Here is a 17,262-nt window from a genome sequence, read left to right on the forward strand (position 1 = left end):
CATGACATACGATTCGCATATTGTTGAAGTCTCCGGACAACAGAACTCCAACGCGCAGAGCCTGGGAGGCAAAGCCAGCTCGCTGAATACGCTGGCGGCGGCGGGGTTCCCCGTACCCAGGGCGTATTGTCTGACCGTGGACGCTTACGCCTCCTTCCTGCGCGAGTCAGGACTGGACCAATGGATCAGCGGTCTGGATCAACAGGACGCCAGCGCCTTTACGCAAATCCGCCAGCGTATTGAGGAAACGCAACTGCCCTCCTCGTTGCGTCAGGCGATCATCGGCGCGTACAAGGACATCGGGGCGGAACGCGTCGCCGTGCGCTCCTCCGCCATCAGCGAGGACAGCGAAGAACACTCCTTTGCAGGCCAGTACGACACCTATCTGCATGTAGAAAACGAAGAAACGCTGGTGGACTGCGTAAAGCGCTGCTGGGGGTCTTTCTGGACAGAGCGCGCGCACGCTTACGAAGGCCGTCAGGATCAACGCCGCCGCAGCAGCGACGCCGACGCCCCCATGCAAGGCATCGCCGTGGTGATTCAGGCCATGATCGATGCAGACGCCGCCGGCGTATTGTTCACCGCCGATCCCCTGAACGGCGACCCGCAACGCACGGTGATCGAATCCTGTTGGGGGCTGGGCGAAGGCGTCGTATCGGGCCAGGTGACGACCGACACTTTCGTCATCGACAATCAGAAAATGGAGCTGCTGGAGCAAACCCTGCGGGAAAAACCGCTGATGTCCACCCGCGCGGAGAACGGCGGCGTCTGCCTGCGAAAAACTGCAGAAAATAAAATCCGCGCCCCCACCCTCAACGAAAATGAAGCTCTGGCCCTGGCGGGCTACGCCAACGCCATTCGCAGTCATTATGGACGGGAGATGGATATTGAGTGGGCGCTGAAGGACGGTAAGATCTGGATTCTGCAGGCGCGCCCCATCACCGTCACGCCAACCAACAGCGACAACCGGCTGTTTGCGGACGCAGATGAGAGCAACAGCTACATACGCGATAACGCACTGTTCTCGCGTATGGATACCGGCGAGATCGTCACCGGACTGATGACGCCGCTGGGGCTGTCGTTCTGCCGCTTCTACCAGCACAACGTACATGGCCCCGCAATCAAAACCATGGGGTTACTGGATATCGGCGATTCTCAGCATTACATGGGATATCTGCAGGGACATGTGTATCTCAACATTTCCGCATCAGCGATGTTGCTGACCCAATGCCCGCCAACCCGGGATGCATTGAAGTTCACCAAACGTTACTCTACGGAGGAAGTGGACCTGAACTTCTACACCAACCCCTACGGCAAAGCGCCGCAAGGACTGCAGTATCTCAAGAGCGCGGGCTACTGGACGCTGTATCAGGTGCGCAATCTTGTGACTGCGGAACGCACCGTGCGCGACATGATCTCATTGCGCAAGCGAGAGACCGAACGCTTCCTGAAGCTGGATCTCAGCGCCATGTCGCTGGGCGAGCTGAATGCGGAACTGCAACGCATCGACCGCTATTTCCTGGAATCCTGCGCCGCCTACATGCCGTTTTTTCTACAGTCATTCGCACTGTATGACGCCCTCGCGGAGTTATGTGAGAAGTGGCTCGGCGACACTGGCAAAGGGTTACAGAATCGCATCAAAGCGTCTCTCAGCAACCTGCGCACCATCGAAGTGACGCGCGGCGTCTGTGATCTGGCGGCCTCCGTCCAACGTTCAAGCCACTTGCGCCAACTGGTTCTGGAGACGCCTTTGGAGCAATTGGCGCAGGCGCTGCAGAACGACGACGAAGGCGCGCGCTTCTGGAACAATGATTTCATGGCGTTCCTGCGCGACTATGGCGCCCGCGGGCGTCAGGAGTTTGAACTCAGCATACCCCGTTGGGCCGACGACCCCAGTTATCTGCTGCAGGTGATTCGTATGTACCTGACCAGCGACGTGCAGTTGGAGTCGCGGCTGGAAGAGATCGATCGCAAACGGGACGACGACACCCGCGCCTTGCTGTCCGGCCTGCCCTTGCGCATTCGTCTGTTGTTCAAGTTCGTCATCTCCACCTACGCCAAAATGGCGGAGCGACGCGAAGCCACCCGGCCCACTTATATCGCGCAAACCTGGTTCTACCGCAAAATCATCGTCGAAGTCATGCGCCGCCTCAGTGCGGAGAAAGTGCTGAAAATGGAGGACTTGCCTTACATCGACTTCAACGAGCTGCGCGACTATGTGGCGGGAAGAAAATCCGCGCAACAGGCTTTCTCCGCAGAACTGATTGAGCGTAACCGACGCAGTCACTTGCTGAACCAGCGTCTGCAGGAACCGCCCATGGCGATTGTCGGCGGACATGAACCCCGCCGGGAAACCGCGGAAACAACGCCCACAGATGACAACCAGGTGTTCCAGGGCATCGGCGCCAGTCCCGGCGTCGCCATGGGCCGCGCCCGCGTGATCACCGATCTGCCGCGGCAGGCGGAGGAGTTTCAGCAAGGCGAGATACTGGTGGCCCGTTTCACCGACGCCTCCTGGACGCCGCTGTTCGTGCTCGCCGCCGGGGTTGTCGCCGACGTGGGGTCGATGTTATCGCACAGCTCCATCGTGTCCCGGGAGTTCGGCATCCCCGCCATCGTCAACACCAAAACCACCACTCGCCGCATCCGCACCGGAGATATGCTCTATCTCGACGGAGACGCAGGCGTCGTACGCATAGAAGAACGCAAGGAGGACGCCAGTCAGTAGATATCCGCCAGACAAAAAGATGCAATGAGCGTAGCGGCCCGCCACAGACACAAAAATAAGCCGCTTTGATTTTGCGTTAATGAAACATCGACCTCAGCCAAGTTGTAGTCCGGCTGCAGACAGATTCCAGCTAGCAGGGATCAGGGGCTTCTTTGCGCCTGAAAAAATCCCTGGAACAGTGACGAAAATAGAGGGAGATTGATTATGGAAATTACGATAGGGGTCATCGTCGTCACCCGCAGTCGCGGTTTTTTCGAAACCGGACTCAGCGTTTTGAGCGACATTCGCGGTGAAGTATTCCAGCAAGTATCTCTGGATGCGGATATCGAATTCGAGGAAAAGCTGCCCAGCACGCACCCCGTTTATGAAGAAGCCCGCGACAAGGCGGTGCGTTTCCTTGGTAAGCGCAAGGAGCGCATTTCCATGCGGGTGATCCAGGCGGACAGCCTTGCGCGAGCGCAGGATAAAATCCTGCAGGCGCCCCTGCTCGGAACCAACTTCCAAGTGGGCATGGTGTACGTCGACTACGCCGATCCCCAGTTTGAAGATCTGGCTCCGCAGCAGATCGACGCGCAGTTACGGGACTTCTACGCGGTATTGCGGCAGGCGGACATTCCCGTCTTCCAGTCCTCATTTTCGACTGTGGTGTACACCCTGCCGCAACGTCCGCGCATACGGCACCAGCCGATGGAATACATTGAGCGCCAGCTCCCGGACGACCGCTCCCTGCTGCAAGCGGACCTGCTGTGTCTATGGATGGATTTCTTTGAAATGAGTTACGCCAACCGCCGCGTCAAGCCCGCGGCCCGGGTGCTGCCCCACAACACTTTGGGGGAGCATCTGATCAACTTCCTTAGCGCACGGGCGGGCTCGGAGTGGCTGGGCTTCTATTTCACCGGCTCGCTGGTCTCCAACATGATCAACTATCTGGAGCAAGAAGCTGCGCATCGTGATGTATTGTTGCTGCGCGGCCCCAGCGAGCACAGTCTGGCCTGCGGCGCAATGGCCAACTGGCAGCTGTATCGCCGTCCCTTTTTGATCGTGGTCACCAGCGGCATGATCGACGAATTCAAAGGCACTATCGCCAACCTGCGGGAAGCGCGGGCGCAAGGATTCATCGTCTGCGCGGAAAACCGCCACGATCAATGGTTCGCCTTTCAGGGCACAGTGTCAGCGGAGGAAGATTCACGGGAGGTGATTAAAGCCCGCGGACTGCCCTGCCTGTACCTCAACGACGTCGATCGCCTGCAGGAGGACCTGCAGAAGGCGATGGAGCTGTACGACGCCAAACGCGGTCCAGTGGTGCTGCTGGCCACCCAGGCGGTGCTGGAAGCCTGCAGCCGCTTCGACATTGCTTATCCGCCCGCGCCGGAAGCGCCGTCGGACACCATTCCAGAATCAGTCCAGCCGGTGCTGGATCAAGTCATGTCACTGCTCAATGACGGCCCGGACAAGCTGGTCTGGCAGTGCGGCGCCATGGATGAAGAAGAACTGGAGCTGACCCTGTCCATCGCAGAGCGCGCAGGGGTTGCGCTGGTGGACTCACTCACCTATCCCGGCTCGGTACCCAAGTTCCGTCATTGCCAGCGTAATCGCAATTATCTGGGCGCCTTGGCGGTCTATGGCTACAGCCCGCGGGTGTACAACTTCCTGCACACCAACGACAAAATGAATCCGCAGTCCGAGCAGTGCCTGTTTTTCATCAAGAGCAAGCTGCATCAGGTGTGCACGCCCTTCTCCGATGGTCGCCTGCAACGCAAGCTGCAAATTGTGCAGTTAACTGATAATCCCGAGCATATTTCGCCTTATACCGACTTCCCGCTGGTGCTGGAGCACAAGCAGTTTCTCCGCTACGTGGACAAGCACCTGGCCCCGTCGCCGGAGCTGGTGGCGCGCCGCTATCAAGCCATTGCTTCCGTGCCTGACTCGCCCTCGGATATGGCGAGCCGCCTTCCAACCACGCCCATGACGCCGAACTATTTCTTCGCCCGCCTCAACAAGCTGATGGAGAAACTGATCGTCGAGCATGGCTACGACTACACCGGTCTGTATGACGTCGGACGCTGCGGCATTTCAGCCGTGCGCAATCTGGCGCGCACCCGTCGCGGATTTTCCGGCTGGTATGGGCGCGCGTTGATGGGCGATGCGCTCATGGCCAGCATCAGTCTGGCGTTCACCAGCCCTTCCAACGTGGTGGCGTTCATCGGAGACGGCGCCAAAGGGCTCACTCCCGACGTACTCCCCTCGCTGTTGGAGAACGCCTTGAGCTATCCCGGCCGCATGAACCGCAATCTCACCATTTTCTATTTCTGCAATGGCGGGCATTCGGTCATCAACACCTATCAGGAACGCATTCTGTTTAATTACACCTCGCGGCAAATGCGCCTGGTCAATGTCACCGATCAGGATTGGGAGGACGAACTGGGCGGGCTGCGCTTCACCTCGCGCACGCTGACCACATTCGACCCGGCGGCGCTGACGTCCGCGCTGTTGCGCCCTGGTTGCGTCAACTTATTCTCGGTGATGGTCTCCCACAACAACGAAGGCGACGGCATCAGTCTGGCCACCGCCACCGGCTGGCAGCGCGACCCGGCCACTCAGCCGCAAGCTGAAGCGAAAGCACAAACGGCAACGGGAACGGATACAGAAACGGATAAAGAAAGCGCGCAGCCTGTCGTTTAGACGCTGGCGGATAGCAGTTCAGTAAAGGATATCATTGTTATGAAATTCGGATTTATCGGACACCCGACCTCCATCGGGCTGAAACGCTACGTAAAAATGCTCGACTTGCTCGACCGCAGTTCGCGAGACCTGCAAGTGGGCTATCAGCGGGACATATGGAGTCATCGTAATCTGGTGCCCTTCGTCGATTTCGGCCGTATTCAGTCCCCCGCAGGAGTCAGCTGCGAAGGCATCGTGCATTACCTTCCGCTCACCGCAGAGGAAATGCTGTCCACCCCCAGGGCGGTGCAACAGCGTATTTTTGAAGGGATAGAGTCGTTGCAGGCGCAGGGCGCTCAGCTCGTAGGCCTGGGCGGCTTTACCTCGATTATCGGCAAGCGCGGGCTGGTGACGGCGGAGCGCGCCGGCATCCCCGTGACCAGCGGCAACTCGCTCACCACTTACGCGGGCTACACCGTGCTGCTGCAGACGCTGGAGCGTTTACAGCTCGATCCGGCGGATGCGCAGGTGGCGATAGTGGGTTATCCCGGCTCCATCTGTCTGGCGCTGGCCAAGCTGTTGCTACAGCTGGGCTGCCGCCTGGATTTGGTTCACCGGGGCACGGCGGATGATGCGCAACTGCTGGAGCACCTGCCTGAGCATTGGCGCAGTCGGGTCACCTTGTTAAATTCCATGGACGCGGCGTATGAGCGCAATCGCCTGTTCGCCGCCGCCACCTCGTCCGGCGGCGTAATCGACGTATCCCGCCTGGCGCCCGGCTCCATTGTCGTAGACATCGCCCTGCCTCGCGACGCGGAGCGCCCTCCTACGCCCCGTACTGACGTACTGGTGCTGGACGGTGGCTGCGTTACCGCTTCGCCGGCGACCAAGCTGGGCGGCGAGTCCATGAACATGTCCATCAAACAGCAGATCAACGGTTGTCTGGCGGAAACCATGGTGCTGGCTCTGGAGGGTCGCGCGGAGTGCTTCTCCATTGGTCGCGACCTGCCCCCGGAAAAAGTGCTGGAGATAGGAGAAATCGCAGAGCGTCATGGCTTCCGCGCCTTTCCTCTGGCGTCCTATGGCGAGCGCATCAACATCGAACTGATCAACGGGCTGCGTCGCTTCCACCATCGCGGTAACGCTCAGGCGCCAGGCTATACCCCATCGGATCTGGCGGCGACGGAGCCGGATTCCGGCGAAGCGCGACGCTCGCAAACCGTGCAGCGCTACCGCAGTTATATCAACCCCATGCTGGCGGATTTCCTGCAAATGCAGCGCTGTGACAAAGTCTTCGAACGCGCGGAAGGGTGCACCCTGACTGATACGGACGGCGAGCGTTTTCTCGACATGGTGTCCGGCTACGGCTGCCTCAATCTGGGCCATAACCCGCAAGTGGTGACGGAGGCGATCCAGAAGTACGTCGCCAACATGGGGCCCAACTTCGTGCAATACGTTTCCCTGCCGGAAGAGACCTCCAAGCTGGCGGAGCGGCTCTGCGCGGTGGCGCCGGGACGCTTCGAACGGGTTTTCTTCAGCAACTCCGGCACGGAAGCCGTGGAGGCGGCGCTGAAACTGGCGAAAGCGGCCAGCCGTCGCTCCCGTTTTGTCTTCGCCAATAACAGTTATCACGGCAAGACACTGGGCGCGCTCTCCGTCACCGGTCGCGAAAAGCATCAGAAGCATTTCCGCCCCCTGCTGCCGGGTTGCACGGGCGTGCCGTTCGGCGACCTGGAGGCGCTGCGCGTTGAGCTGGAACAAGGCGACGTGTGCGCATTCATCATTGAGCCGATCCAGGGAGAAGGCGGCGTCTATCTACCGCCGGACGGCTATCTGAAGGCTGCACAGGAACTGTGTCGGCGCACCGGAACCCTGCTGATCGTGGACGAAATCCAGACTGGCCTGGGGCGCACTGGACGCCTGTTCGCCTGCGAATGGGAAGGAGTGGAGCCTGACATTATGGTGTTGTCGAAATCCCTGTCCGGCGGGCTCATTCCCATCGGCGCAACGCTCAGTTCCGCGCAGATCTGGGACGCAGCCTACGCCTCCACCGGACGCTTCCTGTTGCATACCTCCACCTTCGGCGGCTGCAACTTGGCCGGCGTCGCCGGGCTCGCCGCGCTGGAAGGCGTAATAGAGCAGGATCTGCCGCGCCGTGCGCAAGAGATGGGCGACTATTTCAAAGCCGAACTGCAGCAAGCGGTGCAAGCCTACCCCTTTATCAAGGAGGTGCGCGGTCGTGGCCTGATGTTGGGCATTCAGTTCAACAACGACTTCAGCGGCGCCGTGGAAGCCTGCGCCCGGGAGTTCGGCACGCGTTTGCCGGGAGACTGGCATCTGGCGTACCGCTTTTTCCCTGACGAAGTGCGCGAGCACTTGGCGGCGGCGGTGGGCAAGATGGAGGAATCACTGGCGGAAATGTTCTGCATGCGCTTCGTCACCAAGCTCAGTAACGATCACCGCATTCTGACTTTCGTCACCGCCAACAGCTCAACCGTGATACGTATCCAACCCCCGCTGATCATCAGTAAAGAGGAGGTCGACCACTTCGTGAAATCCTTCGCCACCGTATGCGAAGAAATGTCCACTTTTATGAACTAAGCAACGATTTTTGAACGGATGGAGAGATAGCGATGGAAATTAGCAAAGACCAGATTGTTGACCTGATGATGGGTTTCTTCAAAACCAAAACACTGACAGCCGCCTTCGACCTGGGGCTGTTCGACGCCATGGCGGAGGGCCCCGCCTCACTGGAGGACATCTGCGCCCGCGCCAATGCGCCGGTCGCGTCGGGCAAGCGCATGTTGATCGCCCTGCACGCGATGGGGTTGCTGCAACGCGAGGGAGACGCCTATTCCCTGGCTCCGGGCGCTGCGCCCTACTTGGTCAGCCAGTCTCCGCAATGGCTGGGATGGCTGGGCCGCCACATCGATGCGTTCCTGTATCCGCTGTGGTCCTACACCGCCCAGGCGGTGCGCGACGACAAAGATCAACGGGAGGCGGTGTTCGGCGACAAGCGCAGTTGGTTCGATATCCTGTATCAGAACCCTTCCGACGTGACGGACTTTCAGGAGTTCCTGGGTATCTTCGCCAAGCCCTTTATTGACGGTATGGTGGAAGGCGTGGACTTTTCCGCCTACAGCCGCTTCATGGACATTGGCAGCGGCGTCGGCAGTTTGCCCGTCGCCGTGGCGGAAGCCTGCCCACACCTGGAGATCGCCATCTGTGAATTGCCCAAAGCGGCCTGCTACGTGCGCGACAAAATCATGTCCGGCGAGTTCGCTGACCGCATTGATGTGGTCGAAGGCGATGTCATCGCCGGAACCATCCCACAGCAGGAGTACGACCTGATCCATCTGGGCTGGATGTTGCACGACTACGCCCCTGACACGCAGTTGCAGATTCTGCGCAACATTTACGACGCCCTGCCGGCAGGCGGCGTCTTCATGGCCAGTGAAACGCCCCTGGACGAAGACGAAAGCGGCCCCCTGTTCACCTCCCTGCTCTCCATCAACATGCTGGTGTCCACGGATGGCGGTGTGGAGTCCACGGCGCAGCAGTATATGCAGCGCTTTGAAGAGGCCGGGTTCAGCAACGTGAGAGTGCTGCGCATCAACGGACCGCGCACGTTATTCGTCGGAGAAAAAGTCTGACAAACGGGCTCCGGCCCGTCTTCCAGTCCCCCTCAAAAAGGAAGATGCACAATGCTAGAGAACACATTATTAACCTACATTTCCGAGAATTATCTGGGCTCGGACGATGAGGGGTTCAATGCGGACACCCCCATTCTGGAGCTCAATATCATCGATTCCGGCTCCCTGTTCGATCTGGTGGATTTACTGCGGCGGGAAACCGGCGCGTCAATTCCCCTCAATCAGGTTACCCCCGGCAACTTCGCCTCCGTGCGCAAGATGGTGGATCTGGTCACGCGCCTGCAACAACACTAGCCCCGAATATTCAAGGAATGAGGTTACACCATGACAGAACAAGTATTTGCCGATTCGCAACAGGCGGAAGCCTCCTTGCGGGAACTGGTGCTGAGCGCCTTGCAGCGTCACACGGAATACGCTCGAGAAGACTTTGACGACGACGCGGATTTCGAGGGCGACCTGGGCGTGGATTCCATCACCCTGGCTTCCGTGCAGGCGGAAATTTATCAGACGCTGGGGCTGCAGAATAAATCAGTACAGGCGGGCCTGGACAACGTTGGACAACTGCTGCGCCATATCGGTCAACGCCTGCAGAAAGAAGGCCTCAGCATCGCCACGGCTGCGCAGCAAACAGCGCCGGCCCGCCGCGCTGACGCACAGGACGACGCACTAAGCGCGAACGTGCTCGACGTGTATCAGGCTCACACTGGCTACCGTCGCAGCGAGCTGGATCTGCAAGCGGACCTGGAAGGCGATCTGGGCGTCGATTCCGTGACCCAGGCTTCCGTGCTGGCGGAGATCGCCAAGCTCATTCGCGTGGAGAAAACCGGATTTCCCGCCGGCCTGAGCACCATCGCGCAAGTCATCGCTTACCTGCGCGAGATCGGCGCCGACGCCGACCTGGCCCGTCCCGCCAAAGAAGTGGGCGCCGCCCCGGCCCCCCAAGCGGTTTCCAGACAACTCGCAGAAAGCCGTGGCGGTGGCATGTGGACGGATTTCATCGACCGCCTTAATCAGGATGAGGTCGCGGAGCCCAGTGACGCTGCGACGGAACTGGCGGACCAGTTCAAGCTGAGCTTCCTCGCCAGCGGTTTCGGGCAGAAGGACATCTCCGCTCTGCACGACCGTCTGCGCAGCGAGCACGGTATGCCCGCCCATCTGAATCTGGCGGACTGCGATACTCCCGAGAAACTGTTGCAATACATTAGAGCCAGCCGTCCGCATCAGGTTGAAGCGTTGGGAGTGGAACACCAGGATGCGGCCTACGGAGCCAGCGCCGCGGCGGAAAACGATCCCCGCACCATGAAAGATTTCGTCAATCTGCCGGATCGGGATCTGTTTCATAAGGCCCGGGAGTTCCGCAAGTTCTACGTGGCGAAGCAGCAGGCGCAGCTGTATTGGTACGGCATGCCTCTGGAATCCCAATGCCGTAACCGTGCGGTGATCTACGACGAAGTCACCGGACGCCGCCGTGAGTTTTTGATGTTCGCCTCCAACAATTATCTTGGACTGGCCAATCATCCCGAAGTCATTGAAGCCATCGCCGAAGGCGCCCGTCGCTACGGCGCCACCAATACCGGTTGCCGTCTGATCGGGGGCAGTAATGTCCTGCACAAGGAACTGGAGCGCCGTCTGGCCAAACTGAAAGGACGCGAAGCCTGCATCGTGTATCCGTCCGGCTATTCAGCCAACCTGGGCTGTATCTCGGCGCTGGCCGGACGCAACGATCTGGTGTTCACCGACTCCATCAACCACATGAGCATTCAGGACGGCTGCAAACTCTCCGGGGCTTCCCGCAAGATTTATCAGCACAGCATGGAAAGTCTGGAGAACACACTGAAAAAATACGCCGACCACGACGGCGGCAAACTGATCGTCACCGACGGCGTGTTCTCCATGCACGGCGATATCGTCGACCTGCCGCGTCTGGTGGAGCTGGCGCAGCAATACGGCGCCCGTGTACTGGTGGATGACGCCCACTCCACCGGCGTTCTCGGCAAAACCGGCTCGGGCACCACCGAACATTTCAACATGAAGGGTATGGCCGATCTGGAACTGGGCACCATGAGCAAGGCGCTGGCCGGCGTCGGCGGCTTCGTGTGTGCGGATGAGGAAGTGGTGGAGTACCTGCGCTTCTACTCCAACTCTTACGTGTTCGCCGCCACTATCCCCGCCGCCGTGGCGGCGGGCGTGATCGCCTCTATCGACGTGATGGAGCGCGAGCCGCAGCGCTTGAGCAAACTCTGGAGCAACATCCATCGTCTGCGCGGTCATCTGCTGGGCGCCGGGTTCGATTTGGAGCATTCCAACAGCGCCATTATTCCGGTGGTGGTGGGCGACGACCGCAAAACCCTGGAGCTCGGCCGCGCCGTCCGCGCTCGCGGCATGTACTGCCAGACCGTGGTGTTCCCCGGCGTGGCGGTGGGCGACGCGCGTCTGCGCATCAGCGTCACCAGCGAACACACCGAGGAGGACCTGGATATGGCGGCGCAGATCATCATCGACGCAGCAAAAGAAGTGAATATTCCCGTCACGCTGTGATCCGGCCAACCCGGATGGCGCAACGCCGGCCGTCCGGGTTGATGACGTCACTGCGCCAGCTTAATGCAGGATTGGAGGAGAGCAGGCATGAAAGCACAAGAAACGGAAAGCGGATTTGTTCCTGTCATCGACTATTTACGACGCTCCGCCGCCAATTTTCCCCAGCGCCCGGCGTTTGTCGGCCCGGAGGAAATAAGCTACGAGCAGTTCTACGCCAGAGTGCGCCGCTGGGCCGGATATTTCCGCTACGCCGGTCTGCAGCCCGGGGACCGCGTGGCCATCTGGTTGCCCAAGCAAATCGATTATGTGGTCGCCCTCTACGCCGCCATGGAATGCGGCGGCGTGTACGTTCCTATGGATGGCGTGCAGCCGGTGGAGCGGGCGAAAAAAATTCTCGCCGGCGCGGAGCCCGCCATTCTAGTTACCGACAGCGCCCGTTTTGAGCAACTGGATGATACGACTTGCGCGTCATTACGGCTGGCGCTGGTCACCGACTTCCACAAAGTTCCTGACGCGGCTGCGCCCGGCTGTTTCGCCGTTGCGTCACGGGCGTCGGCGGACGCATTCGAGCCAACGCCGGAGCAAACGCCGCATCATCCCGGTCCACAGGATCTGGCGGCGATTCTATTCACCTCCGGCTCCACCGGTATGCCCAAGGGCGTTCAGATCAGCTACGGCAACCTGCACGCCTTTATTGGCTGGGCGCTGCAAGAGCTTTCCCTGAGCGAACGGGACGTCTTTTCCAATCATGCCGGTTTCCATTTCGATCTCAGCACCTTCGACCTGTTCGCCGCAGCGGCGGCGGGCGCGGGGGTCTGGGTTATCGGCGAGGAACAACAACGGGATGTCGCCGCGCTGTCGGAGGGCATTCATCGCTATGGGATCAGCGTTTGGTACAGCGTTCCCTCCATCCTGTCCCTGATGGTGAACGCAGGCGCTCTGGATACCGACGTCACCGCCTCGTTGCGCTATCTGATATTCGCTGGCGAAGTCTTCCCGATTCGCCCCTTACGGGAGCTAAGCCAGCGTTTGCCAGCGGACTGTGCGCTCTATAACTTCTATGGGCCGACCGAAACCAATGTCTGCCTTTACTATCGGGTGACGGCGGAAGACCTGCAACGGGACAAGCCAGTGTATATCGGCGCTCCGCTGCCCGGGCAAACCGCCCTTGTGCTGGACGACCAGGGCCTGCCTGTCAGCGCTCCCGGCGCCATTGGCGAATTAGTCATCGAGGGCTCCTGCGTCACGCCGGGTTACCGCAACCGCGTCGACCCCGCCAACGCCGATAACCATCTACAGGGACGCCATGCGACCGGCGATCTGGTGGGCTACGAAAACGGCTATCTGTACTACCACGGGCGCAAGGACCGCATGCTGAAAATCAATGGCTACCGGGTGGAGTTAGGAGAGATCGAAGCGGCGTTGTCGACCATGCCGGGCATCCGGGAAATCGCCGTGGTGGCGGAAATCACCGAGCAGGCGCAAAACCTCATTGCCTATTTCAGTGCGGTTGATCCGGCCTCTGCGCCCAGTGTGCTCGCCATCAAGCAGCACTGTCAGACGCGGTTGCCCCGTTACATGATTCCCAAGCTGGTGCGCAGACTGGACGAACTGCCCAAAAGCCGTAACGGCAAAATTGATTATCTGGCGTTAAAAGCGTTGGCGTTCAAGCCGAATGTTACGCCACAGACTCACACAGACCCGGTTGCCTGACATGACTGACGCCAGCTTATTTTCTTCCGCCTCATCCAGTTCTCATGACCAGACGTTGCGCGAGCCTGTCGCCATCGTGGGCATCGCCTGCATTACGCCCTCCGCCCAGGATACGGAATCGTTCTGGCGATTGCTTGACCGCGGCGAGCGCGCGCCGCTACGGGCAATGCCTGCCCATCGAATACCGCAGACCAGCGCAGCGGCCAAGGCGCACTTAGACGCTTGGCGCGGTTCATTTTTTGCGGAGGCGGAGAGTGATTTCAAACGCTTTCGCATCCCTCCCGCTTACCGTAAATCCGTGTCCCAAATGATGCTGTTGCAGCTGCGCGCGGCGGAGCAATGTCTGCGTGACGCAGGCTATCCCGACAAGCTGCCGCCACTGGACGACACCGACGTATACAGCGGCGCCTGCTTTTGCTTCGACAGCGCGCTTAACAACGCCTTGAAAGTGGAAGGCGTGCGGCTCGCTTACGAGGCCGCGGAGCAACGCTCAGGAGACTGTGAAGCGGACCTGGACGCCATCCGCGAGCGACTGCGCGAGCATTTCGGCCTGTCATCCCATGATCGCGTCGGCGAAATGGCGAGCAGCATACCCGCCCGCATCGCCTCGCACTTTGGTTTTCGCGGCCGCGCCCAGGCGCTGGAGTCCGCCGACGCCACCAGTTACGTGGTGCTGGAGGCCGCCTTGCTGGCGTTGTCTGGAGGCCAGACCAAAGCGGCGCTGGTCATCGCCGGACAACGCTATGACAGCCTGCTGCCCGCGCTCGCCCTGGAGAAAAAAGGCTTCGCGTCCGGCGCGCCTTTCACCGCCAATTCTGCTGGAGCGCCGCTGGCGGAAGGCGCCACGGCGTTATTATTGAAGAAGCTAAGCGACGCCCGCCGGGACGGCGATTGCATCTACAGCGTCATTCGCGGCGCCGCCTGCGCCCGCCGGGACTCTCCCTCCGGCTACCGCTACGGCGGCGATGCGGCGCTGAAATATCAAGCCGCTGCGGAAGCCTGCCGTCAGGCCAATATCAGTCCCGCTAGACAGCGTTTCATTGAGTGCGCGTTGCCTGGCCATGCGGAAGAAAGCAAAGCGCTACTGACCGCGATGGCGGATTTACGCCATGACGATAGCGTCCCTCTACATCTGCGCTCCTGCGTCGCCAACCTGGGATACGCATTCGCCAACGCCGGACTCAACGCCATCGCCGCCGCCAGTCTGGCGTTGCGCTACGGTCGCCTGCCTGGCATGCCGCAAGAGGACGGTCAGGAATTATTACAACGTCAGAACATCGACTACGGCGCCAACGGCGGCGAGCCCTGGCCGCAAACGGATGAGCTTATCGCCGGCGTGTGCGGGGGCGGACTGAGCGGCGTCAGTTGGCATATGGTGCTGTCCAGCCCGGATGCGGTGGCGGCGGACGTGGAGACAGCTCCAGTCCCGCAGGAGCCCATCGCCATTGTCGGCGTCGGAGGCTCTTTCGGTCCTTGGCGCGACGTGACGGCAATACACGCAGGCCTGTGGGATGGCGCCGATGGAATTCAGCCAATACCGGAAGCGGTATTGCCCCATCGCGCCTTTTTCAGCGCGGATGCATCCCGACCGCTGAGTTGTTACGCGCAATATGGCGCAGCGTTGGCGCAAAGCGAATTCGACTTATCCCCCTATAAAATCTTTCCACGCCGGGCCGCCGGCATGGACAAGGCGCAAAAGCTGGGGCTGCAATGCGCCGCCGAGGCTCTGGCGGATTATGGGCTGTCGCGCAAACGTCAACGCCAGGGCGCCACGGCGGTGTTTATCGCCAGCAACCTGAACCTGGGACGGGAGCGCGCGCTATCCGCGGCGTTGCATTATCCCCAGCTACAGGCGCTGTTCGCCGGCTCCACGCTGGCAAGCTACTTTCAGGACGCCGTCGCAAAACAGCGGCTCTCCCCCGAGGAGGTCGATCACTTCACGTTCGACAGCTTTTCCGCCAGCGGCATCGCGGCGTTGATCTCCAATTGCTTTCAACTCAACGCCGCCCCAGCCGCCGTGGAAGCGGCCTGCGCTTCGTCTCTGGCGGCGCTGCATAACGCCGTGCTGGCGCTGCGCAGTCATCGCTACGACCTGGTGCTGGCGGGTGGCGTGGAGCTGCCGGTGAACATTCGCGACCTGACGCTGTGCTCCGCGCAAATGATGTTGTCACAGCACAAGATCGCGCCTTTCGCGGTAGACGCCGACGGGTTTTCACCCGGGGACGGCGCCGGCATGTTCGTCCTCAAGCGCCTGAGTGACGCACTGCGGGATGGAGATACTATTTACGCCGCCATCACCGGCGTCGGCGCCTCCTGCGACGCCCGCTCCATGACGGCGCCGGACCCACAGGGACAGGCGCTGGCCATGCGCAAAGCCTTCGTTCAGGCCGGTTATTCTCCTGCTCGCGTGCAGTACGTGGAAACCCATGGCACGGGCACCCGGTTGGGAGATATTGCGGAACTCTCCGCGTTGAATGAGGTTTATCTCGCGCCTGAACGGAGCGGTCCGCTAAAGGTGGGTTCGGTCAAATCCAATATCGGACACACCTTCGCCGCGGCTGGCTCAGCGGGCCTATTGAAAACCCTGCTGGCGATCCGTTACGGTGATATCCCGGCCACGCTGTTACGACGGGAGATGAACCCGGAGCTGCCCCTGGCGGAGATACCCACGGAGCCCGTCACCGCCCTGCAGCCCTGGCCACTGGGCGATGGCGCCCGTTACGCCGCGGTCAGCTCATTCGGCACCGGCGGCGTCAATTATCATCTGCTTTTGCAGTCCGTAACCGCTACCCATGCGGCGCCGGACGACTCTCAATACACTGCAAGTTAAGGAAAGGGAACGAAATGGAAACCATCATTCACAAAATCCGCCTGTTCGATGTCGCACAGGCCGACGCCTTCGAGTTCTGGGTGCAAAACGTCGATTACGCCACCTGCCCCGACCTGCCCAGCGTCGTGAGGTTTGACGTGCATCGCGCGTCTTTGCAGGCAAACGCCCCTTATCACTATGTGGAGGTGATAAAAATAACCGACCGCGCCGCCTTTGACGCCGACATGGAAACATCAACGTTCGCCGGATTGGTGCAGGCCTTTTCCCGTATGGCGGAAGTCGTTGAAGAATTGGCCGGCGAGCAGCTGGGCTCGGGCTATGCCGCAGGCTGAGCCTGTCGCCCCCCTTCCGCGCCTGCATGCGGGAAAATTACCGGCGTCAGATTGGAACCGCACGTTGATGGTCGGCCCCTGGCGCCTGCACGCGGTGTCGGTGACCGGCTGGCGACGCCACTTTGAGACGGAAGCAGACCTGCGCCGGGTATTCGACCTGCGCGAACGACGCCATCTGCGGCAGATTCGATTCGCCAAACGCAAGCTGGAATGGGGCGCGGGAAGACTGGCCGGAAAGCAGGCGCTGCAGCGTTTGCAGTCTGAGTTGGCGGCGCCGCAACGGGCCTTACGGGACATCATTATCAGCAATTGTAAAACTGATCCCCATCAAGGCCGACCGGAAGCCAACATGGAGGGCTACCTCAGCATCAGTCACACAGGGAACTGGGCGGTGGCGGCGGCCGGGCGCTGCCCCGTCGGCGTCGATATCGAACCCGTTCGAACCTTCTGCGGCTCAGTCTGGGAAATGGCTTTTACCCCAGAAGAGCGGCGCTGGTTGTTACGCCGTGGGCGCAACGAACGCGACACCTCCGCCACCATGGCGTGGGCGTTCAAAGAGGCGCTGTTGAAATGCTACGGCCGCAGTATTTTTGGCTGGTTCGCCGATGTTGAACTGCATCCGCCGGGGGATGCCGGAGGATTGTCCTGGACATTATCACGGCGACTCAGCCGAGAGCTCGGCGCCGTCGCCAATACGCCTCTGGTAGCCATAGCGGACCGGTTTCAGGGATGCGCGCTGGTGGTTGTCGGCAGCCCGCCGGAGGTGTGCGACCTGCTTAGGGGATCTTGATTCGCAAAGAATTCATT

General features: G+C 60.5%; 10 protein-coding genes and 2 pseudogenes. All 12 read left to right on the plus strand.

The window, feature by feature from the left end; translation table 11 throughout:
* Position 1: 1 nt before the first annotated feature.
* The 12 genes and pseudogenes from HCH_RS27105 (at position 2) to HCH_RS27150 (ending at position 17,245) form a co-directional block, all read left to right on the plus strand.
* Positions 2-2,728: a PEP/pyruvate-binding domain-containing protein gene (locus tag HCH_RS27105; RefSeq protein WP_011399733.1), complete on the plus strand. Its 2,727-nt coding sequence runs from the start codon at positions 2-4 to the stop codon at positions 2,726-2,728.
* A 204-nt stretch (positions 2,729-2,932) separates the two neighbouring features.
* Entirely contained in the window at positions 2,933-5,410 is a 2,478-nt protein-coding gene (locus HCH_RS27110; RefSeq protein ID WP_011399735.1) for a hypothetical protein, read from the plus strand.
* Between the two features lie 39 nt (positions 5,411-5,449).
* Positions 5,450-7,990, plus strand: coding sequence for an aminotransferase class III-fold pyridoxal phosphate-dependent enzyme (locus HCH_RS27115; protein ID WP_011399736.1), 2,541 nt, complete (start codon positions 5,450-5,452; stop codon positions 7,988-7,990).
* 32 nt (positions 7,991-8,022) lie between these two features.
* Positions 8,023-9,042 carry a methyltransferase gene (locus tag HCH_RS27120; RefSeq protein ID WP_011399737.1) on the plus strand — a complete coding sequence of 340 codons (1,020 nt, stop codon included), beginning with the start codon at positions 8,023-8,025 and terminating at the stop codon, positions 9,040-9,042.
* Between the two features lie 51 nt (positions 9,043-9,093).
* Positions 9,094-9,336 carry an acyl carrier protein gene (locus HCH_RS27125; RefSeq protein WP_011399738.1) on the plus strand — a complete coding sequence of 81 codons (243 nt, stop codon included), beginning with the start codon at positions 9,094-9,096 and terminating at the stop codon, positions 9,334-9,336.
* A gap of 30 nt (positions 9,337-9,366) precedes the next feature.
* Positions 9,367-11,580 carry an aminotransferase class I/II-fold pyridoxal phosphate-dependent enzyme gene (locus HCH_RS27130; RefSeq protein ID WP_011399739.1) on the plus strand — a complete coding sequence of 738 codons (2,214 nt, stop codon included), beginning with the start codon at positions 9,367-9,369 and terminating at the stop codon, positions 11,578-11,580.
* Positions 11,581-11,667: 87 nt separating this feature from the next.
* Positions 11,668-13,293 carry an amino acid adenylation domain-containing protein gene (locus HCH_RS27135; protein WP_011399740.1) on the plus strand — a complete coding sequence of 542 codons (1,626 nt, stop codon included), beginning with the start codon at positions 11,668-11,670 and terminating at the stop codon, positions 13,291-13,293.
* 1 nt (position 13,294) lies between these two features.
* A pseudogene (locus HCH_RS35285) lies at positions 13,295-14,515 on the plus strand (beta-ketoacyl synthase N-terminal-like domain-containing protein); the annotation flags it as partial.
* Entirely contained in the window at positions 14,458-14,616 is a 159-nt protein-coding gene (locus tag HCH_RS35290; protein ID WP_420794882.1) for a hypothetical protein, read from the plus strand. The pseudogene HCH_RS35285 and the gene HCH_RS35290, both read left to right, overlap by 58 nt.
* Positions 14,617-14,737: 121 nt before the next feature.
* A pseudogene (locus HCH_RS35295) lies at positions 14,738-16,123 on the plus strand (polyketide synthase); the annotation flags it as partial.
* Positions 16,124-16,137: 14 nt separating this feature from the next.
* Positions 16,138-16,455: a RedY-like protein gene (locus tag HCH_RS27145; RefSeq protein WP_011399742.1), complete on the plus strand. Its 318-nt coding sequence runs from the start codon at positions 16,138-16,140 to the stop codon at positions 16,453-16,455.
* Positions 16,442-17,245, plus strand: coding sequence for a 4'-phosphopantetheinyl transferase family protein (locus HCH_RS27150; RefSeq protein ID WP_011399743.1), 804 nt, complete (start codon positions 16,442-16,444; stop codon positions 17,243-17,245). The genes HCH_RS27145 and HCH_RS27150 overlap by 14 nt, the downstream gene beginning before the upstream one ends.
* Positions 17,246-17,262 lie beyond the last annotated feature (17 nt).

The organism is Hahella chejuensis KCTC 2396, from assembly GCF_000012985.1.
Lineage (GTDB): Bacteria > Pseudomonadota > Gammaproteobacteria > Pseudomonadales > Oleiphilaceae > Hahella > Hahella chejuensis.